Origin of the sequence: Pseudomonas sp. NCIMB 10586 (assembly GCF_023127895.1) — a bacterium.
GTDB lineage: Bacteria > Pseudomonadota > Gammaproteobacteria > Pseudomonadales > Pseudomonadaceae > Aquipseudomonas > Aquipseudomonas synxantha_A.
The window spans coordinates 322930-344203 of record NZ_SPKQ01000042.1; the positions used below are offsets into that span (position 1 = coordinate 322930).

Genomic DNA, 21274 nt, shown 5'->3' on the forward strand with positions numbered 1-21274 from the left:
GTTTTGTGAACCCGTCAACGACGAATCAATGACCGTTGCCGGAGTGCCCACCGGCATGTCCAGCGCCCTGCCCTGCGCCTTTGCCGCCCTGCCCCTGCCTGGCGCCTTCACTTTCACGCGCCGTGCGGGTCGCCTTGGCTTTTTGCGCCTCACGGCCCAACTGGTCGACCGCCGCAAGGTTGCTCTTGCGCACACTGTCAACGAAGCCCTGGAAAGGTACATCGGTGATGCCGACAAGGCCGAAATGGCCATTTTCGCCATCCAGCAGACGCCCGGTGACCGGCTGGTCCAGGTACTGGAACCAGTGCACGCCAACAATCGACGGCTCGGCCATGGCCTGCTTGAGGAACGTGGCGTACGCCGTACCGCGATCTTCTTCGCGGGCCAATTGCGTCACGCCGCCCCAGAACGGGCCACGGTCGGCCGAGCCGAAGTTGAATTCGGTGATCAACACCGGTTTGTCCAGCGCACGCAGGGCGGCGAAGTCATAACCGTCCTGGGGTTTTAGGGTGTACATGTTGAAGCTCAACACATCGCAATACTGCGCGCACGACGCCACTGCTTCCGGGGTGCTCACGGCAAAACGGCCGCCCAGCAACAGTTGATTCGGCGCGTGCCACTTCAGCGAGTCGGAAATGGTCTTGAAGTAAGCGTCGGCGAAGGTCTTCTGGAAGTACTTGAAGTCAGCTTCGATTTCCGGGTGTTCAGGGCTGGGCATCGGTGGTTCGAAGCCTGGGTCTTCCATCAGTTCCCAACCCGCCAGTTGAATGCCCCAGGCTTTGGACAGACCTTCTTCGTTGCGATATTTGTCACGCAGCTGCTTGAGGAAAGCGCGCTTGGCCGGAACATCGGTGGTCATGCGCAGGGTGCCGTAAGCCAAGGCGTAGCGGGATTTTGCATCGTCGCCAGGACCGGCCCAGGCCAGTTCGTTGTCGGCAAAAAAGCCGATCAACCACGGATCGTCGCGGTGATCACGAGCGGCGATGGCCACGGCGCGTTCGGTGGCCATCGCGAAATGTGGATCGAACGGATCGGGCATACCGCCCCACCAGTCGGTGCCGGTGCTGATGCTCGCGTAGTCACCCACAATCGACAGCGGCAGGGTATAAGGCACGCGGTCGGCAGTGGCCAGGTCCTCGTCGCTCCAGTTGCCCACGGTATTGAAACCCCAGGCTTGCAGACGGTCCAGGGTGTGCGTCACCCAGCGCTTCTGGTCCAAACCCTCGCCGCCGTAAGTGCGCTGCAGGTTGGCGCCATAAAAGTCATACCAACGCCCCGAACCAAAGCCGCGACCTTCGCCGGCACCGTTGCCGGTGCGGTTATCGCTGCTGCCGTAGTACTTGTCGAAGGGTTCGCCGGCCTTGGGCAACGCCGCGAACATCCACTCACGCCCTGCCACGTAGGTCTGGCTGTTGTCCGCAGCCACGGTGTTGACCCCCAGTGAATAGAACGGATGACCTTCAGGCGTCACCAGATACCAGCGGCCGTCGCGCTTCTCTGTGCGGAAAAAGCCGCTGGAATCGAACGCCGGGCCTTTGTTCCAGCCGCCGTATTGGTCCAGGGAGGATTTGTCTCGCTCAGCCAACCAGGTTTTGAGCTGCTGCTGCTCTTTGGCGGCCGACGCCTTGAGCTGCTCGTCGCTGCTGACCTTTTCCGGCCAGCGCGCCCGGGTGGACTGGCCAAAAGCATCGACCAATTCGCTGTAGGCGGCCTTCGTTACCGGCTCGCTGTCCTGCACGCCAAAGCGCTCCAGCAGGATGCTTTGGGCGGCATTGGGCTTGATCATCGACAGGGTCACCGACACCACCTGGCTGCGGTCGATTTCGCCGGCACTGCCGGCCAGCAATACGCGCTGGCCATCCACGGTCATCGGCATCGGCGGGCCAGCCTTCATGCCCTGGCTCAGTGGCGAGTTGGCTTGCAATGGTACCAGCAGGGTCTGCGCAGGCCCGGCCGGCAAGTCGATGCGGCTGACCAGGGTCTTGCCGTCGGCGCTCTGCACCTTGACGTAGAGGGTCAGTGCCCAGTTCATCGCGCTCTGGATACGCAGGCTCATGGCGCTCGATTGCGACCAGTCCCACACACCGGATTGCGGGCTGAGCACCAGGCTTGGCTCGGCCGCCGGGTTGAAGGTGATACGGCGCAGCACCTCGCCTTCGGGAGTTTGTTCGGCGTTGTATTGGGGCAGGCTGGCGTCCTGAGTCGCCACCTTGACCACATCGGCAGGCCGGACGAAGTTGAACAGCGTTTGTTGCCCGGCAGGCGCGGCCATCAACGGCGCAGCGAACAGCAAGGCAAAAAGAGCGGGCAGCGTGCGAATCATACGAACAAGGTTCTCCCAAACGGCCGGTGAATGGCCTGGTGATAGTGATGAGATAGACCACAAAGTGGGCGAATTCGCCCACGGGGGTTTAAGAAATTTCGCGCCTGAACGGCGGCAACGCATTGAGGATAGCTTTGCCATAGCGTTGGGTGACCAGGCGGCGGTCAAGCAAGGTGATGGTGCCGCGGTCTTGCTCGGTGCGCAGCAAGCGCCCGCAGGCCTGCACCAGCTTCAATGAGGCATCCGGCACCGAGATTTCCATGAACGGGTTGCCGCCACGGGCTTCGATCCATTCGGCCAGTGCGGCCTCGACCGGATCATCGGGCACCGAGAACGGGATCTTGGCGATCACCACGTGTTCGCAATAAGCGCCAGGCAAGTCCACGCCCTCGGCAAAACTTGCCAGGCCGAACAATACGCTGGAATCACCGCCGTCGACCCGCGCCTTGTGCTTGTTCAGGGTTTCCTGCTTGGACAGGTTGCCCTGGATAAACACCTGTTTGCGCCAGTCGCGATCGAGGCCATCGAACACGTCCTGCATCTGTTTGCGCGACGAGAACAGCACCAGGGTGCCGCGCGAACCTTGCACCAGTGACGGCAGATCGCGAATGATCGCCGCCGTGTGGGCCGCCGCATCCCGAGGGTCAGCCTTGAGGTCCGGTACGCGCAGCACACCGGCATCGGCATGATGAAACGGGCTCGGTACCACAGCGGTAACGGCCTTTTTCGGCAAACCGGCGCGCATACGGAAGCGATCAAAGGTGCCCAGGGCGGTCAGCGTGGCCGACGTCACCAGGCAGCCGTAGGCCACGTTCCACAGGTTGCGACGCAGCATTTCAGCGGCGAGGATCGGGCTGGCGTTGACCTCGATATCAAACAGCGCACCGCTTTCCGACAGGGTAAGCCAACGGGCCATGGGCGGGTTGTCTTCCGGATCTTCCACGGTGAACGCGGTCCACAGCTCCCAGTTGCCCTGGGAGCGGGACAACAGGCTGCCGAACAGCGGGTACCACTCCTCGGCCTGGTTGCTGGCGATACCGATATTAACCTCGCCATCCATGCCTTCCTTGAGCAAATCCGTAAGGCGGGTGAACAAGTCGGTCAGGCGTGAAAAGCCTTTCTTCAGCTCGATGCCCATTTCGCGCATGTGCTCGGGGATCATGCCGCCGACAAAACGGTGGCGCGGGCGCTCACGGCCCTCGACATCTTCGCCGGGTTTGAAGTCGGCCACCTGTTCGCAGGCGCTGAACATGAATTGCTGTTGGGTCTTGATCTCCCGCGCCAGTTCCGGCACCTGTTCGATCAGCTTGCCCAGGTCGCCGGGCAGCGGATGCTGGGCCAGCAACTTGGTGAGGTTCTTGGCAGTGGTTTCCAGCCAGTCGGCAGTGGAACGCAGGCGCGTGTAATGGGCGAAGTGGCCGATGGCTTTGTCCGGCAGGTGGTGACCTTCGTCGAACACATAAAGCGTGTCGCGTGGATCGGGCAGCACCGCGCCGCCGCCCAGTGCCAGGTCGGCCAGCACCATGTCGTGGTTGGTGACGATGACATCCACCTTGCCCATGCCTTCGCGGGCCTTGTAGAAGGCGCACTGGCCGAAATTGGGGCAATGGCGATTGGTGCACTGGCTGTGGTCGGTGGTCAGGCGCGCCCAGTCGGAATCCTCCAGGGCGGTGGGCCAGCTGTCGCGGTCGCCGTCCCATTTGTTGCCGGCCAGTTTCTCGATCATGCTGGTAAACAGCTTCTGGCTGGCCTCGTCGACCTCGATCTTGAAGCCTTCTTCTTCGAACAGCGACGCGGTGGCGGTTTGCGCATGGCCTTCCTGCAGCAACACGTCGAGCTTGGACAGGCACATGTAGCGGCCACGGCCCTTGGCCAGGGCGAAGGTAAAGCTCAAGCCGCTGTTGCGCATCAGGTCGGGCAAGTCTTTGTAGACAATCTGCTCTTGCAGGGCGACGGTGGCGGTGGCGATTACCAGGCGCTTGCCGGCGGCCTTGGCGGTGGGGATCGCGGCCAGGCTGTAGGCCACAGTCTTGCCAGTACCGGTGCCGGCCTCGACGGCCACAACCGCAGGTTCGCCCTCGCGGCGACCTTCGTCATCGGTGTCGATATCCCCGAGGACTTTCGCCACTTCGGCGATCATCAGGCGTTGGCCGTAGCGCGGTTTCAAGCTCTTGGCTTCGAGAAAACGCGAATAGGCGCCCTGGATCGTGGTTTTGAGTTCAGTGCTGATCATGGATAGTCGGGCGCAAAAAACGCTGGATAAATTTTCAGTGGTTCGGATCGGCCGCTATCATACCCCGCTAATTAATCCCGCGCAGAACGGAGTACCACAATGACCGCGTTTAGCCTCGCTTACACCCTGCATGTACTGGCCGCCCTGATTTGGGTCGGCGGTATGTTTTTCGCCTGGATGATCCTGCGACCCGCCGCCATGGCGGCCCTTGAGGGCCCTGCCCGGCTCAAGTTGTGGGCAAATGTGTTTCAACGTTTTTTTGTGTGGGTGTGGGTCGCGGTCGTGATTTTGCCGATCAGCGGCGTTGGTTTGCTGCAACTGCGCTTCAACGGTTTTGAAACCGCGCCGCGCTATGTGCAGGTGATGATGGGGTTGTATCTGGTGATGACCGCGCTGTTTATCCGCATCCAGGCGTTGAAGTTTCCTGAACTGAAGGCCGCGGTGGCGGCTGAGGATTGGCCGGCGGGCGCGGCTGCGTTGGGGCAGATTCGCAAGTTGGTGGGGGTTAATTTGATTGTGGGGTTGGTGGTGGTGGCGATTGCTTCGGCCCGGCCGATGTTTTGAAGGCGAGGCTTGCACTGCCATCGGGGTGTGGATATCTACACAACCGCAGTTCGCAGCACCCAACGGTAACCACGATGCGAAGCGAGCCGCTCTTGATCTTGATCTTGATCTGCTTTTGATCTTAAGCGCCCCGTCAAACCACGCTGGCCGGAATTCGACAGGGATTTGGGGGGTAAACCGGCAGGGATGCCGGTTTAGCCGCCCCGCGCCATGGATGGCGCGTGGCGGCGGCCCCCCAAATCCATGGCGGATTACGGGCACACCGAGCCTGAGCGAGGTGCCGAGTGGTGGGGCAAGAGCGCTTTGGTTACTTTCGCCTGGGCCGGCATTCCGGCTTTTCGAAAGTGACCCGCCGTAAGGGCGGAACCAATAGCAGCCGTTACCCAAACAACGGATATGTACTCGGTCTGATCCAGCATCCTGGTCGGCCCTAAGGCCGCCATCGGGGGCAAGTCGGAACAGTCGACTCAGAGCCGCTGAATAGTCACCGCCCCCGCAGGCCCAGCCGGCCCCGGCTGCCCTTCAAGCCCAGGCCGGCCCTTGTCGCCACCATCGGCGCGGTACACCAGGCAGCCCTTGGACTGCCCACCCTTACCAGGTTTACCCGCCACGCCAGGCAACCCACCGGCACCGCCGTCCACCCAGACCTTGATTTGCTCAATCGGGAAGTCCTGCGGCAATTCCAGGCGTACCTGTGCGCCGGCGGCGCCCGGCAGGCCGTCACCGCCGTTGTCACCGTTAAACCCGCGCCCGGCCGAACCCCAGGTGCAGCCTGGGTCCACGCCGTTGGCGCCATCCAGGCCCGCGTACCCTTGGGCACCGGCACCGCCGCGGGCGTCTACCGACAACGCTTCAGCAGTGAGGGAATTGATCCGCAAGGTCAGGTCACGCCCAGCCTTGGCAGGTTTTTCATGGGTGCCGGGGGCGCCACGGGACGTGATCTGGCTACCCTGCTCCAGTTGCGCCTGGCGCACTTGCATTTGCAGCGCGCTAGCGCCGGGAACAATGGTGATGCGTGCGTCACGCCCCAGGTGCAACTCATCCACAGTGACCTGACTGATAGTGGCCGGAATCAGCAAAGTGCCATAGTCCGCCACGTCCAGGCGCTCAAGCTGCAACACGCTGGTACTGCTGGGCAGGCGCATCAACGAGTTGGTTTCGACACTGACGCTCTGGGCCAGGGCAATGGGGCTGACCAGCAGGGCCAACAGAAAAACCTTACGCATCATGGGGCTCCTGAGTGTTTTCAAATTTTTCTTTGAGCGCACAGTAACGACTTCTACCGGCGATTTGCCAGTGAAGGATCAAAAAACTTCCGCAGGTACGGTACAAGCCGCCGTGGCCCTGACCGCAATGTCCTAGGCTCGCACGCCCAGCCGCGCTAGTCTCTACCGTCCTGATGTGAGGATCTGCAATGACCGCTGGAATTTCTTCCCGTACACCCCAGCAAGCCCTGGCTGCCCTGCTTGAGTTGCACCAGCCCAAACGCCTGCTGTTATTGGGCGCCAGCCAGTTTCCGGCGCTGGAGGCGTTTAAAACCGCGCACCCGGATGTGAACGTCTGTGTCGCCGCACCTGGGGCACTGCCTGCCGAACTGGCAGCGCAGCGTTTTGATTTGGCGCTGGTAGTCGATTGCCTTGAACACTTGCCCAAGCCTCAAGGTCTGACGCTTCTGGGCGGCATTCGAAACCTCAATGCCAGCCGGATCGCGGTGCTGGTCGACCTGCGCGCCTGCGACTGGAAGGACACCGACTTCTTTTCCCTGGCCCTGCAAGCCGGCGAGCGATTCCAGCGCGATGAGCAAGTTCTGACGCTGTTTACCTATGATCTGCTTGACTATAAACAAGTGCCCGACTGGCTCAACGCACGCTTCTGGGCCAACCCGGAGAATTTTGGAAAGTATTGGTGGTAACCCGATGAGTACATCCATTTGCCCGTGCGGCAGCGGCAATCTGCTGGATGCCTGCTGCGGCCATTATCACGCCGGCCACCCGGCGCCCTGTGCCAGTGCGTTGATGCGCTCGCGCTACAGCGCCTATGTGCTGGGCCTGGTCGATTACCTGGTGGCCACCACCCTGCCCGCGCAACAGGCCGGTCTGGACCGCGACGCCATCGCCGCCTGGAGTGCGCAGAGCACCTGGCTGGGCCTTGAGGTGGAAAGCTCCGAGGTCTTCGGCGGCCAGCCGGAACACGCATTCGTCACCTTTACTGCGCGCTGGCATGACAGCACCGGCGAACATAGCCACCGCGAGCAGTCTTCTTTCGTACAGAATGAGGGGCGCTGGTACTTCATAGACCCGACGGTGGAACTGAAGGCCGGGCGTAATGACCCGTGCCTGTGCGGCAGTGGGCAGAAGTTCAAGAAGTGCTGTTCCAGCTACCTTTAATTCACTCACAGGGATAACGCCATGCTTCGGATTTATAGCTTGATGCTGGCGTTAACCCTAGGCCTGACCGGCTGCGCCTCGTGGTTCGAAGATGACTCGCCGCCGCCTCACGTATCGCTGGTGAAGGTCGAAGTCGTGCGCGCCAAGCTGCTGGAGCAGAAATTCAAACTCTACTTTCGCGTGGACAACCGCGACGATGCCGACCTGACCGTGCGCGGCCTGATCTACAAGGTCACCCTTGGCGACCTGGTGTTGACCGAAGGCGAATCCAATGAATGGCTGACCGTGCCGCCGCGAGGTCATAAAGTCTTCCGGGTCTCGGTACGCACCAACCTCTGGCCACGCGTACGCGATGTGGTGCAGATGCTGAAAAATCCCGAGCGCCCCGTGCCCTATCGTCTGGAGGGCGAGCTGAAAACCGGATTATTCATCGGTAATGACGTGCAGGTGGCTCACAATGGCGAGATAATCCCCGGCGATTTTATTCCGGAGCAACATCGATGACTCAGCAACCCCATGTCCATGGTCCTGACTGCAACCACGATCACCATGATCACGACCACGGCCATGTCCACGGGCCGAACTGCGGCCACGCTCACCAGGAACCGGTGCGCAACGCCTTGAAGGATGTTGGCCGCAACGATCCTTGCCCGTGCGGCAGCGAGAAGAAATTCAAGAAGTGCCATGGCGCATAAGCCGCACTGATGATCAAAATGTGGGAGGGGGCTTTCTCCCTCCTACATTGATTTGCACATAGCTTGAGCACTCACGCAATTACACAACTCCCGCTTGCGTCGTTTCGCCGCGCTCACTAACGTAGCGCCTTTACTGACGCTACCCCCCGCAGGAGCTTTGCCATGGCCTCGCCAGCCCTCTTACACTTTCTTCCCCGGTTCGGCGTTGCCGCGGCAGTGGCCAGTGCCTTGGGCCTGGCGGGTTGCCAGCTCCAGAACACCCAGGACACCCTGCCACCCGTGGCTGGCGTACAGCCAATCAAGGGCCTGGCACAGAATGTCTCGATACGCCGCAATGCCCAAGGCATGCCGCTGATCGAAAGCAACACCTTCCACGACGCGCTGTTCAGCCTTGGTTATGTGCACGCCAGCGACCGCATTACCCAGATGGTCACCTTGCGCCTGCTGGCACAGGGCCGCCTGGCGGAAATGTCCGGGCCGCAAGTGCTGGATGTCGACCGTTTCATGCGTGCGGTCAACCTCAAGAAAAGCGCGGGCGAGCTGTACAACGCCTCGTCGCCGCGCCTCAAGCGCTTCTTTGAAGTGTATGCCCGGGGCGTCAATGCCTACCTGTTCCGCTATCGCGACAAGCTGCCGGCGGACCTGGCCCAAAGCGGTTACACACCCGAATACTGGAAGCCGGAAGACTCGGCGCTGCTGTTCTGCCTGCTCAATTTCAGCGAGTCGAGCAACCTGCAGGAAGAGATTTCGTCCTTGGTGCTGGCGCAAAAGGTCGGCGTCGACAAACTCGCCTGGCTCATCCCAAGCGCGCCGGACGAAGCCGTGCCGCTGGCCGAGGCCGACAAGCTCAAGGGCGTGAACCTGGGGCAGATCAGCGGCCTCGCCGCCCTGGACACGGTAAGCCAGCAGTTGAGCGGCCTCAACACGCTCGGGGTCACCACCTCAAGCAACTGGGCCATCGCCCCGCAACGCAGCCGCAGCGGCAAAAGCCTGCTGGCCAACGATATCGCCGCCACGCCACAAGCCCCGTCGCCATGGAGCTACGTGCAGATTCGCGCGCCTAAATATCAGGCCGTGGGTGCTTCGATCGCTGGCCTGCCGACCCTGCTATCCGGTTTCAACGGCAAGGTGGCGTGGAGCATGAGCGCGGTCAAGGGCGACACCCAGGACCTGTTCCTGGAGAAGGTCAAGCGCCAGGGCAACGCGTTGTACTACGAGAACAACGGCAAATGGCTGCCGGCTGGCGTGCGCAACGAAACCTTCTTTATCAAGGGCCAGCGCTCGATTCGCGAAACGGTGTACGAAACCCGTCACGGCGCGCTGCTCAATAGCAGCCAGGCCCTCACCAGCGGTCTTGGCCTGGCCCTGCAGACTGCCGACTTCAAGGAAGACAAGAGCCTGGACGCGTTCTTCGACCTGTCCCGTGCGCAAAACGCCGGCAAGGCCTCGGACGCCACTCGCGAGATTCGCGCCATCGCGTTGAACATGATCTTTGCCGACGCCAGCAATATCGGCTGGCAAGTCACCGGCCGCTTCCCCAACCGCCGCGAGGGCGAGGGCCTGTTGCCATCGCCGGGTTGGGACACGCGCTTTGACTGGGACGGTTATGCCGATGCGATGCTGCACCCCTACGACCAGGACCCGGCCCAGGGCTGGATCGGCACGGCCAACCAGCGCACCGCACCGCGTGGCTACGGGATGCAACTGTCCAACTCCTGGGACGCACCGGAGCGCAGCGAACGTCTGGCGCAATTGGCCGGTGCCGGCAAGCATGACAGCCGCAGCCTGATCGCCATGCAATACGACCAGACCACGACCTTCGCCGCCAAGCTCAAGAGCATGTTCCAGGCCCCGGGCATGGCCCAGCCGCTCAAACAGGCAATCGACGCCCTACCGGCAGCGGAGCGTGCCCAGGCCCACGAAGCACTGGAGCGCCTGATGGCCTTCGATGGTCGCCTTGCGCCAACCTCAGCTGACGCGGCGATCTACGAGCTGTTCCTGCAGGAAAGCGCCAGGCAGATTTTCCTCGACAAACTCGGCCCGCAAGACAGCGCCAGCTGGAAAGCCTTTGTCAGCAACGCCAGCCTGTCCTACTCAGCCATCGCCGACCACCTGCTGGGCCGCGAAGACAGCCCGTTCTGGGATGACACGCGGACCGCGCAAAAAGAAGACAAACCGGCGATCCTGGCCCGCACGCTTGCCGCCGCTATCACTGCCGGTGACAGCCAACTGGGTGCCGATCACAAAGCCTGGCAGTGGGGCAAGCTGCACAGCACCACCTGGAAAAACACCAGTGGCCAGGTGATTCGCGGTCCCTTCGCCAGTGGTGGCGACCACAACACCTTGAACCCGGCGCCGTATAACTGGGGTGAGGATTTCAACACCACCCAGGTATCGGCGCTGCGCATGATCATCGACTTCGGCCTGGCCGAACCCATGCTGGGCCAGGGCGGTATCGGCCAGTCCGGCAACCCGGCCAGTCCGAACTATGCCAACGGCATCGACCCGGCGCTCAAGGCGCAATACCTGAGCTTCCCGATGCAGCCGCAGAACTTTGAAAAGGTGTACGGCAAGGCCAGGTTGACCCTGACGCCCGGCAAGTAATCCGGTTTCCCAGAAGAAACCGAATCCAGAATGTGGGAGGGGGGCTTGCTCCCGATAGCGGCGTGACAGTCAACACATTCATTGACTGAACTACTGCTATCGGGAGCAAGCCCCCTCCCACATTTGGATCCCATGCATTCAGATAGAACTTCTACACCCAGCCCCGCCTCATAACTAACAAGCCCATCTCCCCGGTCACCCCATGGACCTCGTCATTGCCCGCCCCGAAGGCCTCTATTGCCCTGCGGGTGATTTTTATATCGACCCCTGGCGCCCAGTGGAACGTGCGGTCATCACCCACGCCCACGGCGACCACGCCCGCACCGGCAACCAACACTATCTGGCCGCCGCCCCCGGCGAAGGTATCCTGCGCTGGCGCCTGGGCCAGGACATCAACTTGCAAACCCTGGCCTATGGCGAGCAGTTGCTGCATCACGGTGTTACCTTGAGTTTCCATCCAGCCGGTCACGTGCTCGGTTCGGCTCAGGTGCGCCTGGAATATCAGGGTGAAGTCTGGGTCGCGTCCGGCGACTATAAGGTCGAACCCGATGGCACCTGCGCGCCTTTCGAGCCGGTGCGTTGCCACACCTTTATCACCGAATCCACTTTTGGCCTGCCGATCTACCGATGGCAGCCCCAAGCGCAGATCTTTGCCGGGATCAATGACTGGTGGCAGGCCAATCTCGCCACGGGCAAGGCCAGCGTGCTGTTCTGCTATTCCTTCGGCAAGGCCCAGCGCATTCTGCATGGCCTCGACGCCAGCATCGGTCCGATCCTCAGCCATGGCGCCGTCGAGCCGTTGAACCGGGTCTACCGCGAGGCCGGCATCTACATTCCCGAAACCCTGTATGCCGGGGATTTCAAGAAGACCGACCCGTTGCTGCGCCAAGCCTTGATCATCGCCCCGCCCTCCGCCGGCGGCAGCACCTGGATGCGCCGTTTTGGCGACTACAGCGACGCCTTCGCCAGCGGCTGGATGCGCCTGCGCGGTACACGGCGCCGGCGTGGGGTGGATCGCGGCTTTGTACTGTCGGACCACGCCGATTGGCCCGGGCTGTTGTGGGCCATCGAACAAACCGGCGCCGAACGGGTGATGGTTACCCACGGTTCGGTCGGCGTGCTGGTACGCCACCTGCGAGAAAAGGGCCTGGACGCCCAGGGCTTCAGCACCGAATACGGTGATGACGAAGAAGAGGCCACGGCATGAAAGCCTTCGCCGAGCTGTACGCCAACCTTGACGCCACCACCTCCAGCAATGCCAAGCTCGCAGCCCTGCAAGCCTACTTTCTGCAAGCGCCGCCGGAAGATGCGGCATGGGCGGTGTACTTCCTCTCCGGAGGGCGACCACGGCAACTGGTGCCCACACGCTTGCTCAGGGATATGGCGACTGACGCGGCGAGCATCGAGCCGTGGTTGTTCGAAGAGAGCTACCAGTCCGTAGGCGACCTGGCCGAAACCATCTCCCTGCTGCTCCCCGAATCGACCTACAGCTCTGAAGACGGGCTTGCCGTGTGGCTGGAAGAAAAACTGCTGCCGCTGCGCGGTCTATCGCCCATGGACCTTGCCGCGCGCCTGCCGGCGCTATGGGCGCAACTGGATCAACCGAGCCTGATGGTATGCATCAAGTTGATCACCGGCAGCTTTCGCGTCGGCGTCTCCAAGCTGCTGGTTACCCGCGCCCTTGCCGCCATGGCCAATCTGGATAGCAAGCGCGTGGCGCAGCGGTTGGTGGGCTATACCGACCTGTCCAACCGTCCTACAGCCGAGGGTTATCTCAAGCTGATCGCTGCCGAATCATCCGACGAACATGCACAACGTGGCGGGCAGCCGTATCCGTTTTTTCTCGCCCACGGGCTGGCGCAACCCGTCGAGCAATTCGACAGCCTGCTCGGCCCCCCCGCCGACTGGCAGGTGGAATGGAAGTTCGATGGCATCCGTGCGCAGTTGGTCAAGCGCGAGGGGCGCCTGTGGATCTGGTCACGAGGCGAAGAGTTGGTGACCGAGCGTTTCCCCGAGCTTCACAGCCTGGTCAGTGGCCTGCCCGACGGCACGGTGATCGATGGCGAAATCGTGGTGTGGAAAGACGCGGTGCAACCCTTTGCGCTGCTGCAACAGCGGATCGGTCGCAAAACCCTGAGTAAAAAGGTGCTTGAGGATGCGCCCGTCGCCGTGCTCGCTTACGACCTGCTGGAGTATCAGGGCGACGACTGGCGCAACCACATCCAGGCCGAGCGCCGCACGCAATTGGAACAGGTGATCGCTGTGTGCAACCAACCGGTGCTGTTGCCTTCGCCGCTGATCGAGGGGCCAACCTGGGCAGCGCTGGCGACCCAACGCGAAGCCTCTCGCAGCCTTGGTGTTGAAGGCATGATGCTCAAGGATCGCAAGGGCCTGTACGGTGTGGGCCGCACCAAGGACATGGGCCTGTGGTTCAAATGGAAGGTCGACCCCTTCAGCGTCGACGCCGTGTTGATCTACGCCCAGCGCGGCCATGGCCGGCGCGCCAGCCTGTACAGCGACTACACCTTCGCGGTATGGGACGGCCCGCCGGGCAGCGAGCGCACGTTGGTGCCGTTCGCCAAGGCCTATTCCGGGCTGACCGACGAGGAAATGCGCAAGGTCGATGCGATTGTGCGCAAAACCACCGTGGAGAAGTTCGGCCCGGTCAGCAGCGTGACGCCAAGCATGGTGTTTGAATTGGGGTTTGAGGGTATCGCCCTGTCCAAGCGGCATAAGAGCGGGATTGCGGTGCGGTTTCCGCGCATGTTGCGCTGGCGTCAGGACAAGACGGTGGAAGAGGCTGACAACCTCGCCACACTGCAAGACCTACTGACTTGACATAAATCCCTGTGGGAGGGGCTTGCTCCCTCCCACATTGGGATCCCCACAGACCTGCAATGGTGCACTCACTTTCAGATGCCCATTTTCGGGCATCTCCTACACTCAGCCTTGCCTTATCCCACCTTTTAAAAAGCCCGTCCGGAACTATGGTGCAGAAATTGCTACTTGTGCTGCGTCTGACACCGTTCAGTAACAGTCCTAAACGCGCCACAAGCGCTTATCTTGGTTTCCAGGGAATACATAATGAAAAAAGCATTGCTGACCCTTTCTGCACTGGCTCTGTGCATGGCCGCTGGTGTCGCTACCGCCAAGGAATACAAGGAATTGCGTTTTGGTGTCGACCCGTCCTACGCACCGTTCGAATCCAAAGCCGCCGACGGCAGCCTGGTGGGCTTCGATATCGACCTGGGCAATGCGATCTGCGCGGAGCTGAAGGTCAAGTGCAAGTGGGTTGAAAGTGACTTCGACGGCATGATCCCAGGCCTTAAGGCCAACAAGTTCGATGGCGTGATTTCGTCCATGACCGTAACGCCGGTGCGCGAAAAGGCAATCGACTTCTCCACCGAGCTGTTCTCCGGCCCCACGTCGCTGGTGTTCAAGAAAGGGGCTGGCTACTCGACACCTGAGTCCCTCAAGGGCAAGTCCGTGGGCTACGAGCAAGGCACCATCCAGGAAGCCTACGCCAAGGCCGTGCTGGACAAAGCCGGGGTAACCACCAAGGCCTACGCCAACCAGGATCAGGTGTATGCCGACCTGACCTCCGGCCGCCTCGACGCGTCGGTGCAGGACATGCTGCAAGCCGAACTGGGCTTTCTCAAGTCGCCGGCTGGCGCCGGTTATGAAGTCAGCGCCGCCATCGACGACCCGTTGCTGCCGTCGAAAACCGCTGTCGGTATCAAAAAAGGTAACACTGAACTGAAGGCGCTTTTGGATAAAGGTATCAAAGCGTTACACGATGATGGCACCTACGCCACCATCCAGAAGAAACACTTTGGCGATTTGAACCTGTACAGCGGCAAATAATGCCTGGAGCGCCCCTCCCTGCAGGGGCGCTTTTCTATCGCCATAGGTCCTGATTTATGTTCGAAGAACTGTTGCAAACCCTCGGGTTGAGCGCGCTCAGCTTGAAGGGTTTCGGCCCGCTGTTGCTGCAAGGCACCTGGATGACCATCAAGTTGTCGGTGCTGTCCCTGGCCGTCAGCGTACTGCTGGGCCTGCTCGGCGCCAGCGCCAAACTGTCCAGCCTGCCGTTCCTGCGCATTCCCGCCCAGCTCTACACCACGCTGATTCGCGGGGTGCCCGACTTGGTGCTGATGCTGCTGATTTTCTACAGCCTGCAAACCTGGCTCAGCAGCTTTACCGACTTCATGGAATGGGAATATATCGAGATCGACCCGTTCAGCGCCGGGGTGATCACCCTGGGCTTTATCTACGGCGCCTATTTCACCGAAACGTTTCGCGGCGCTATCCTCGCCGTGCCCCGCGGCCAACTGGAAGCCGCCACTGCTTACGGGCTCAAGCGCGGGCAGCGGTTTCGCTACGTGACCTTCCCGCAGATGATGCGCTTCGCCCTGCCGGGCATAGGCAATAACTGGATGGTGATGCTCAAGGCCACCGCGCTGGTATCCATCATCGGCCTGGCAGACCTGGTGAAAGCCGCCCAGGATGCGGGCAAAAGTACCTATCAACTGTTCTACTTCCTGGTACTCGCCGCGCTGATCTACCTGTTGATCACCAGCGCCTCCAACTTTGTCTTGCGCCGTCTGGAACGTCGCTACTCCGCCGGCGCCCGGGAGGCAGTGCGATGATCGAGCTATTGCAGGAATACTGGCGCCCCTTCCTTTATAGCGACGGCCAGCACGTCACCGGCCTTGCCATGACGATGTGGTTGCTGACGGCTGCACTGGTCATCGGCTTTCTGGTGTCGATCCCGCTGTCCATCGCCCGCGTCTCGCGCAAGCGCCTGGTACGTTGGCCGGTGCAGTTCTACACCTACCTGTTTCGCGGTACGCCGCTCTATATCCAGTTGCTGATCTGCTACACCGGTATCTACAGCATTGCCGCCGTACGCGAACAACCGCTGCTGGATGCGTTTTTTCGCGACGCGATGAACTGCACCATCCTGGCCTTCGCGCTCAACACTTGCGCCTACACCACGGAGATTTTCGCCGGGGCGATCCGCAGCATGGCGCATGGCGAAGTCGAGGCGGCCAAGGCTTACGGCCTCAGCGGCTGGAAGTTGTACGCCTACGTGATCATGCCGTCAGCGCTGCGCCGTGCGTTGCCCTACTACAGCAACGAAGTGATCCTGATGCTGCACTCGACCACGGTGGCGTTTACCGCAACGATCCCGGACATCCTGAAAGTGGCACGGGACGCCAACTCCGCCACCTTCATGACCTTTCAATCATTTGGCATCGCCGCGTTGATCTACCTGGCGGTGACCTTTGCCCTGGTCGGCCTGTTCCGCCTGGCGGAGCGCCGCTGGCTGGCCTTTCTCGGGCCGAGCCACTAAGGAGCCTTCATGCGCCATCAGCGACATGACCTGATCGCGCCGGTGCCCGGCACGGCGCGGCAGATCCACAGTTTTCACTTCGGCCCGCAGCAGGCCGCAGGCAAGGTCTACATCCAGTCGTCGCTGCACGCCGATGAATTGCCGGGCATGTTGGTGGCCTGGCATTTGAAAGTACGCCTGGCGGAGTTGGCCGCGGCCGGGCGCTTGCGTAGCGAAATCGTGCTGGTGCCGGTCGCCAACCCGGTGGGCCTCGAACAAGTGTTGATGGACATCCCCTTGGGCCGCTATGAACTGGAAAGCGGGCAGAACTTCAATCGCCTGTTCGTCGACCTTGGCGAAGAGGTCGGCAACCAGGTCGAAGAGCTGCTGGGCGATGATCCCCAGCACAATGCCCGCTTGATCCGCAGCGCATTGTCCAGCGCCCTCGCCGCGCACACCGCCCAGACCCAACTGCAATCCCAACGCCTGGTACTGCAACGCCTGGCCTGTGATGCCGACATGGTGCTCGACCTGCATTGCGACTTCGAAGCCGTGGCGCACCTGTACACCACACCTGAAGCCTGGCCACAGGTAGAGCCATTGGCGCGGTACCTCGGCTCCGAGGCCAACCTGCTGGCCACCGACTCCGGCGGGCAGTCCTTTGATGAGTGTTTCACCCTGGTGTGGTGGCAGTTGCAGCAACGTTTCGGCGAGCGCTTCCCGATTCCCATGGGCAGTTTTTCGGTGACCGTCGAACTGCGCGGCCAGGGCGATGTAAACCATGGCCTTGCCGCGCTGGACTGCCAGGCCATCATCAATTACCTGATCCACTTCGGCGCCATTACCGGCGATGTGACGCCCCTGCCCGCCCTGGCTTACCCGGCCACGCCATTGGCCGGTGTGGAGCCCGTCACCAGCCCAGTCGGCGGCTTGCTGGTGTTCAGTGCCTTGCCGGGTCAATACCTGGAGGCCGGGCAACTGCTCGCCGAAATCATCGATCCCATTACCGACCGCGTAACGCCGGTGCGCTGCGAGCACGCCGGCCTGCTGTACGCCCGTTCGCTGCGACGCATGGCCACTGCCGGGATGGTCATCGGCCATATCGCCGGCACGCAGGCCTACCGCAGCGGCTATCTACTTTCGCCTTGAGGATGCACGCCCCATGTACAAACTGACCGTTGAAGGCCTGCATAAAAGCTATGGCGACAATGAAGTGCTCAAAGGTGTTTCGCTCAAGGCCAGGACCGGTGACGTGATCAGCCTGATCGGCGCCAGCGGCTCCGGCAAGAGCACGTTCCTGCGCTGTATCAACTTCCTGGAAACCCCCAACGATGGCGCCATGACCCTGGACGGCCAGGCGATCCGCATGGTCAGCGACCGCCACGGTATGCGCGTGGCCGACGACGCCGAGCTGCAACGCTTGCGCACACGGCTGGCGATGGTGTTCCAGCACTTCAACCTGTGGAGCCATATGAGCGTGCTGGAAAACATCACCATGGCCCCGCGCCGCGTGCTGGGGTGCAGCAAGAAAGACGCCGAAGACCGCGCCCGCCGCTATCTGGACAAGGTCGGGCTGCCGGCACGTGTAGCCGATCAGTACCCGGCGTTCCTGTCTGGCGGCCAGCAACAGCGGGTAGCCATCGCCCGCGCCCTGGCGATGGAGCCTGAGGTGATGCTGTTCGATGAACCCACCTCGGCCCTCGACCCGGAACTGGTGGGTGAAGTGTTGAAGGTGATCCAGGGCCTGGCCGAGGAAGGCCGCACCATGATCATGGTGACTCACGAGATGAGCTTTGCGCGCAAGGTCTCAAGCCAGGTGCTGTTCCTGCACAAGGGCCTGGTGGAAGAGCAAGGCACCCCCGAGGATGTGCTGGGCAATCCGAAAAGCGAGCGCCTGCAGCAGTTTCTAAGTGGCAATTTGAAGTAAACCTTTGTGACGCCTGGAGGGTCTCTGCAATAGAGCCTCCAGAGCGTCCGCTGCCGCATGGCAAAAAACCCCGATTTCGCCAAACAATGGTTTGCCGCCAAAGGTTGGAAACCGTTCGCCTTTCAGAAACATGTATGGGCAGCGGTCAAGGCTGGCCAGTCAGGGCTGCTGCATGCCAGTACCGGTGCAGGTAAAACCTATGCCTTGTGGTTCGCCGCCCTCAACCGTTTCGCCATCACCCGCCCGCCCGCTACCGGCAAGCGCAAGCCACCCGCTGAACCATTGACGGTGCTGTGGATCACGCCGATGCGTGCCTTGGCTGCCGATTCCGCACGTGCCCTGCAGGCACCCTTGGACGCCCTGCAAATTCCCTGGAGCGTGGGCCTGCGTACCGGCGACACCAGCAGCAGCGAGCGCGCACGCCAGACCCGCCGCCAACCCACCGCTCTGGTCACCACCCCGGAAAGCCTGACGCTGATGCTCGCACGGGCCGACAGTGAGACGAGCCTGGCGCACCTGCGCATGGTGATCGTGGATGAATGGCACGAGCTGATCGGCAATAAGCGCGGCGTGCAGTTGCAACTGGCGCTGGCGCGCTTGCGGCGCTGGCACCCTGAGTTGATGGTGTGGGGCATTTCCGCGACGCTGGGTAATCAGGCCCACGCTTTGGAGGTTCTGGTCCCACAGGGCGGTGGGATCAATGTACAGGGGCAGACGGCCAAGGCACTGCAGGTCGACACCTTGCTGCCGCCCGTCACCGAGCGCTTTCCCTGGGCCGGGCATATCGGCTTGAAGATGTTGCCGCAAGTGGTCGCAGAGGTAGAGGCCAGCAGCAGTTGCCTGGTCTTTACCAACACCCGGGCGCAATCGGAGATCTGGTATCAGGCGATTCTCGATGCCCGCCCGGACTGGGCCGGATTGATTGCCCTGCACCACGGCTCGTTATCGCGGGAGACCCGGGATTGGGTGGAGCGAGCATTGAAAGATGGGCAGCTCAAGGCGGTGGTGTGCACCTCCAGCCTCGACTTGGGTGTGGACTTCCTGCCGGTGGAGCGAGTGTTGCAGATCGGCTCCGCGAAAGGTGTGGCGCGGCTGATGCAACGCGCCGGGCGCTCCGGCCATGCACCGGGTCGGCCGTCACGGGTGACGCTGGTGCCGACCCATAGCCTGGAGCTGGTGGAGGCGGCTGCCGCCCAGGATGCAATTGCGCAGCGGCACATCGAAGCGCGGGAATCGCCACACAAGCCGCTGGATGTGCTCGTGCAACACTTGGTCAGCATGGCCCTGGGGGGTGGGTTTACCCCGGATGCGCTGCTGGCGGAAGTGCGCGGCGCCTGGGCCTATCGCGATCTCACCGAAGCGGATTGGGCCTGGGCCCTGGGGTTTGTACGCCATGGTGGCCTGTCACTTACCGCCTATCCGGATTACCGCCGTGTTGAGCCCGATGAGCATGGCATCTGGCGTGTCCCGGATGCCCGCCTGGCACGCCGTCACCGCATGAGCGTCGGTACCATCGTCAGCGATGCCAGTATCCAGTTGAAATTCTGGAGCAAGGGTGGCGGCGGCAAGAACCTGGGCAGTGTCGAAGAGGGCTTTATTGCGCGGCTCAAGCCGGGGGATGGGTTTCTGTTCGCCGGGCGTTTGCTGGAATTGGTACGCGTGGAAAACATGACCGCCTACGTGCGCCGCAGCAGAGCGAAAAAAGCCGCGGTGCCACGCTGGAATGGCGGGCGTATGCCGCTTTCCAATGAACTGGCCCAGGCGGTGGTCGAACGTTTTGATGCGGCGGCGCATGGGCACTTCGACGGCCCGGAGATGCAGGCGGTACAACCGTTGTTGCACACCCAACTGCGCTGGTCTGGCCTGCCGACGCGCGACAACCTGCTCGCCGAAACCCTGCAATCGCGAGAAGGCTGGCACCTGTTTCTGTACCCCTTCGCCGGCCGTCAGGTACACCTGGGCTTGGCGAGCTTATTGGCGTGGCGGGTCAGTCAGCAGCAGCCGGTGACCTTCTCCATAGCCGTGAATGATTATGGCCTGGAACTGTTGAGCGCCACGCCAGTGAACTGGTCGTTGTTGTTGAATACGGCGTTGCTGAGCCCACAGCGCTTGCTGGAGGATGTGGCCGCCAGCCTTAACGCAGGAGAACTGGCCCTGCGCCGCTTTCGCGAAATCGCGCGGATCGCCGGGCTGGTGTTCGCCGGGTATCCCGGTGCGCCGAAAAGCACGCGGCAGGTGCAGGCTTCCAGCGGATTATTCTTTGAAGTGTTCAAGCAATATGACCCGCAGAACCTGCTGCTGGCCCAGGCAGGGGAAGAAGTCTTGCGCGATGAGTTGGATATTCGTCGGCTGGAAGAGACATTAAGTCATCTATCGGCACTGAAACTGGACGTGCATACGATTCAGCGGCCCACGCCCCTGGCCTTCCCGCTGTTGGTGGAACGGATGCGCGAAAGCATGAGTTCGGAGAAGTTGTCGGAGCGCATCGCACGGATGGTCAAGGACCTGGAAAAAGTCGCCGACAAAGGAAAAGCTTGATGCATTGTGCACTGACGCTTGCAGGCGAAGAACTGTGGTTATTGGCGGACAAGGCCGTGTACTGGCCCGCTCGTCAGTGCCTGCTTATTGCCGATGCGCACTTTGGCAAAGCATCGGCCTATCGCAGCCTGGGACAACCTGTGCCCCAGGGCACCACCACGACGAATCTGGAACGCCTGGACAGGCTGTTGTCGGCACTGCCGTGCGCGCAGTTGATCTTTCTCGGTGACTTCCTGCATGGCCCAGGTTCTCACGCCAGCGGCACCCTCAGCGCGATCCGGGCCTGGCGTGCACGCAATGGCGAACTGGCCTTGACCTTGATTCGCGGCAATCACGATAAACGCGCCGGCGATCCCCCGGACGACTTGAGAATTGAGGTGGTCCCGGAGCCGCTATTGATGGGCCCTTTCGCCTTGCAACACGAACCCGACGTTCACCCCAGCCACCACGTATTGGCGGGGCACGTGCATCCGGTGTATCGCTTGCGCGGCAAAGGCCGTCAGCGCTTGCGCCTGCCGTGCTTCCAGATCGGTGAGCGGGTCAGCCTGCTGCCGGCGTTTGGCGCATTTACGGGAGGTTATGCCGTGGAGCAGGGTGATGACCGCCGAATCTTTGTGATCGGCGATCAAACCGTTTGGCCGATTCAGTGAAGTGCTGACCGGCCGTCC

The 21274-nt window shown here is 61.8% G+C and carries 18 protein-coding genes; 15 read left to right on the top strand and 3 right to left on the bottom strand.

The genetic code is table 11. The annotated features are described in order from the left end of the window. Nucleotides 1–25: 25 nt before the first annotated feature. Both E4P01_RS16825 and dinG read right to left on the bottom strand, forming a co-directional pair. The gene (locus E4P01_RS16825) at nucleotides 26–2323 is read right to left on the bottom strand and encodes a beta-galactosidase (protein ID WP_216090844.1); all 2298 of its coding nucleotides are present in this window, start codon (nucleotides 2321–2323) and stop codon (nucleotides 26–28) included. Between the two features lie 88 nt (nucleotides 2324–2411). Further along, nucleotides 2412–4556, bottom strand: coding sequence for an ATP-dependent DNA helicase DinG (dinG, locus tag E4P01_RS16830; protein ID WP_216090843.1), 2145 nt, complete (start codon nucleotides 4554–4556; stop codon nucleotides 2412–2414). A 99-nt stretch (nucleotides 4557–4655) separates the two neighbouring features. Here dinG and E4P01_RS16835 point away from each other — a divergent pair, with 99 nt between their 5' ends. Then, nucleotides 4656–5120, top strand: coding sequence for a CopD family protein (locus E4P01_RS16835; protein ID WP_032877347.1), 465 nt, complete (start codon nucleotides 4656–4658; stop codon nucleotides 5118–5120). Nucleotides 5121–5587: 467 nt separating this feature from the next. Here E4P01_RS16835 and E4P01_RS16840 read toward each other — a convergent pair whose 3' ends face one another. Then, nucleotides 5588–6346, bottom strand: coding sequence for a collagen-like protein (locus E4P01_RS16840; protein WP_078820485.1), 759 nt, complete (start codon nucleotides 6344–6346; stop codon nucleotides 5588–5590). 188 nt (nucleotides 6347–6534) lie between these two features. Between E4P01_RS16840 and E4P01_RS16845 the strand changes: the two genes are divergently transcribed. The 14 genes from E4P01_RS16845 (at nucleotide 6535) to pdeM (ending at nucleotide 21256) form a co-directional block, all read left to right on the top strand. Next, nucleotides 6535–7032 carry a DUF6231 family protein gene (locus E4P01_RS16845; protein WP_078820484.1) on the top strand — a complete coding sequence of 166 codons (498 nt, stop codon included), beginning with the start codon at nucleotides 6535–6537 and terminating at the stop codon, nucleotides 7030–7032. Nucleotides 7033–7036: 4 nt separating this feature from the next. Continuing rightward, the gene (locus E4P01_RS16850; RefSeq protein WP_216090842.1) at nucleotides 7037–7507 is read left to right on the top strand and encodes a YchJ family protein; all 471 of its coding nucleotides are present in this window, start codon (nucleotides 7037–7039) and stop codon (nucleotides 7505–7507) included. A gap of 21 nt (nucleotides 7508–7528) precedes the next feature. Continuing rightward, nucleotides 7529–8011 carry an LEA type 2 family protein gene (locus E4P01_RS16855; RefSeq protein ID WP_005785795.1) on the top strand — a complete coding sequence of 161 codons (483 nt, stop codon included), beginning with the start codon at nucleotides 7529–7531 and terminating at the stop codon, nucleotides 8009–8011. After that, nucleotides 8008–8202, top strand: a complete 195-nt coding sequence (locus E4P01_RS16860) for an SEC-C metal-binding domain-containing protein (RefSeq protein WP_079442996.1) — start codon at nucleotides 8008–8010, stop codon at nucleotides 8200–8202. Before E4P01_RS16855 ends, E4P01_RS16860 begins: the two co-directional genes overlap by 4 nt. A 162-nt stretch (nucleotides 8203–8364) precedes the next feature. Next, nucleotides 8365–10806 (top strand): penicillin acylase family protein, encoded by a 2442-nt coding sequence (locus tag E4P01_RS16865; RefSeq protein WP_216090841.1) that lies wholly within the window; start codon nucleotides 8365–8367, stop codon nucleotides 10804–10806. A gap of 202 nt (nucleotides 10807–11008) precedes the next feature. Next, nucleotides 11009–12013: a ligase-associated DNA damage response exonuclease gene (locus E4P01_RS16870; RefSeq protein WP_216090840.1), complete on the top strand. Its 1005-nt coding sequence runs from the start codon at nucleotides 11009–11011 to the stop codon at nucleotides 12011–12013. Continuing rightward, nucleotides 12010–13644, top strand: a complete 1635-nt coding sequence (locus E4P01_RS16875) for an ATP-dependent DNA ligase (protein WP_216090839.1) — start codon at nucleotides 12010–12012, stop codon at nucleotides 13642–13644. Before E4P01_RS16870 ends, E4P01_RS16875 begins: the two co-directional genes overlap by 4 nt. Nucleotides 13645–13890: 246 nt before the next feature. Beyond that, on the top strand, nucleotides 13891–14670 hold the full coding sequence (locus E4P01_RS16880; RefSeq protein ID WP_005785784.1) for a transporter substrate-binding domain-containing protein: 780 nt from the start codon (nucleotides 13891–13893) through the stop codon (nucleotides 14668–14670). Between the two features lie 56 nt (nucleotides 14671–14726). Continuing rightward, nucleotides 14727–15455 (top strand): ABC transporter permease, encoded by a 729-nt coding sequence (locus E4P01_RS16885; RefSeq protein WP_005785781.1) that lies wholly within the window; start codon nucleotides 14727–14729, stop codon nucleotides 15453–15455. Then, nucleotides 15452–16162 carry an ABC transporter permease gene (locus E4P01_RS16890; protein WP_005785779.1) on the top strand — a complete coding sequence of 237 codons (711 nt, stop codon included), beginning with the start codon at nucleotides 15452–15454 and terminating at the stop codon, nucleotides 16160–16162. The genes E4P01_RS16885 and E4P01_RS16890 overlap by 4 nt, the downstream gene beginning before the upstream one ends. A 9-nt stretch (nucleotides 16163–16171) precedes the next feature. Then, nucleotides 16172–17290 carry a succinylglutamate desuccinylase/aspartoacylase family protein gene (locus E4P01_RS16895; protein WP_216090838.1) on the top strand — a complete coding sequence of 373 codons (1119 nt, stop codon included), beginning with the start codon at nucleotides 16172–16174 and terminating at the stop codon, nucleotides 17288–17290. A 13-nt stretch (nucleotides 17291–17303) separates the two neighbouring features. Further along, the gene (locus E4P01_RS16900; protein WP_005785775.1) at nucleotides 17304–18068 is read left to right on the top strand and encodes an ATP-binding cassette domain-containing protein; all 765 of its coding nucleotides are present in this window, start codon (nucleotides 17304–17306) and stop codon (nucleotides 18066–18068) included. A 57-nt stretch (nucleotides 18069–18125) separates the two neighbouring features. Continuing rightward, nucleotides 18126–20606 (top strand): ligase-associated DNA damage response DEXH box helicase, encoded by a 2481-nt coding sequence (locus E4P01_RS16905; RefSeq protein ID WP_216090837.1) that lies wholly within the window; start codon nucleotides 18126–18128, stop codon nucleotides 20604–20606. Continuing rightward, nucleotides 20606–21256: a ligase-associated DNA damage response endonuclease PdeM gene (pdeM, locus tag E4P01_RS16910; RefSeq protein WP_078820477.1), complete on the top strand. Its 651-nt coding sequence runs from the start codon at nucleotides 20606–20608 to the stop codon at nucleotides 21254–21256. Before E4P01_RS16905 ends, pdeM begins: the two co-directional genes overlap by 1 nt. Nucleotides 21257–21274 lie beyond the last annotated feature (18 nt).

Coding starts and splice junctions, on each gene's coding strand:
- E4P01_RS16875 (WP_216090839.1), top strand. CDS start 12,010: ATGAAAGCCTTCGCCGAGCTGTACGCCAACCTTGACGCCACCACCTCC.
- E4P01_RS16855 (WP_005785795.1), top strand. CDS start 7,529: ATGCTTCGGATTTATAGCTTGATGCTGGCGTTAACCCTAGGCCTGACC.
- dinG (WP_216090843.1), bottom strand. CDS start 4,556: ATGATCAGCACTGAACTCAAAACCACGATCCAGGGCGCCTATTCGCGT.
- E4P01_RS16905 (WP_216090837.1), top strand. CDS start 18,126: ATGGCAAAAAACCCCGATTTCGCCAAACAATGGTTTGCCGCCAAAGGT.
- E4P01_RS16835 (WP_032877347.1), top strand. CDS start 4,656: ATGACCGCGTTTAGCCTCGCTTACACCCTGCATGTACTGGCCGCCCTG.
- pdeM (WP_078820477.1), top strand. CDS start 20,606: ATGCATTGTGCACTGACGCTTGCAGGCGAAGAACTGTGGTTATTGGCG.
- E4P01_RS16845 (WP_078820484.1), top strand. CDS start 6,535: ATGACCGCTGGAATTTCTTCCCGTACACCCCAGCAAGCCCTGGCTGCC.
- E4P01_RS16880 (WP_005785784.1), top strand. CDS start 13,891: ATGAAAAAAGCATTGCTGACCCTTTCTGCACTGGCTCTGTGCATGGCC.
- E4P01_RS16890 (WP_005785779.1), top strand. CDS start 15,452: ATGATCGAGCTATTGCAGGAATACTGGCGCCCCTTCCTTTATAGCGAC.
- E4P01_RS16900 (WP_005785775.1), top strand. CDS start 17,304: ATGTACAAACTGACCGTTGAAGGCCTGCATAAAAGCTATGGCGACAAT.
- E4P01_RS16870 (WP_216090840.1), top strand. CDS start 11,009: ATGGACCTCGTCATTGCCCGCCCCGAAGGCCTCTATTGCCCTGCGGGT.
- E4P01_RS16840 (WP_078820485.1), bottom strand. CDS start 6,346: ATGCGTAAGGTTTTTCTGTTGGCCCTGCTGGTCAGCCCCATTGCCCTG.
- E4P01_RS16860 (WP_079442996.1), top strand. CDS start 8,008: ATGACTCAGCAACCCCATGTCCATGGTCCTGACTGCAACCACGATCAC.
- E4P01_RS16825 (WP_216090844.1), bottom strand. CDS start 2,323: ATGATTCGCACGCTGCCCGCTCTTTTTGCCTTGCTGTTCGCTGCGCCG.
- E4P01_RS16850 (WP_216090842.1), top strand. CDS start 7,037: ATGAGTACATCCATTTGCCCGTGCGGCAGCGGCAATCTGCTGGATGCC.
- E4P01_RS16865 (WP_216090841.1), top strand. CDS start 8,365: ATGGCCTCGCCAGCCCTCTTACACTTTCTTCCCCGGTTCGGCGTTGCC.
- E4P01_RS16895 (WP_216090838.1), top strand. CDS start 16,172: ATGCGCCATCAGCGACATGACCTGATCGCGCCGGTGCCCGGCACGGCG.
- E4P01_RS16885 (WP_005785781.1), top strand. CDS start 14,727: ATGTTCGAAGAACTGTTGCAAACCCTCGGGTTGAGCGCGCTCAGCTTG.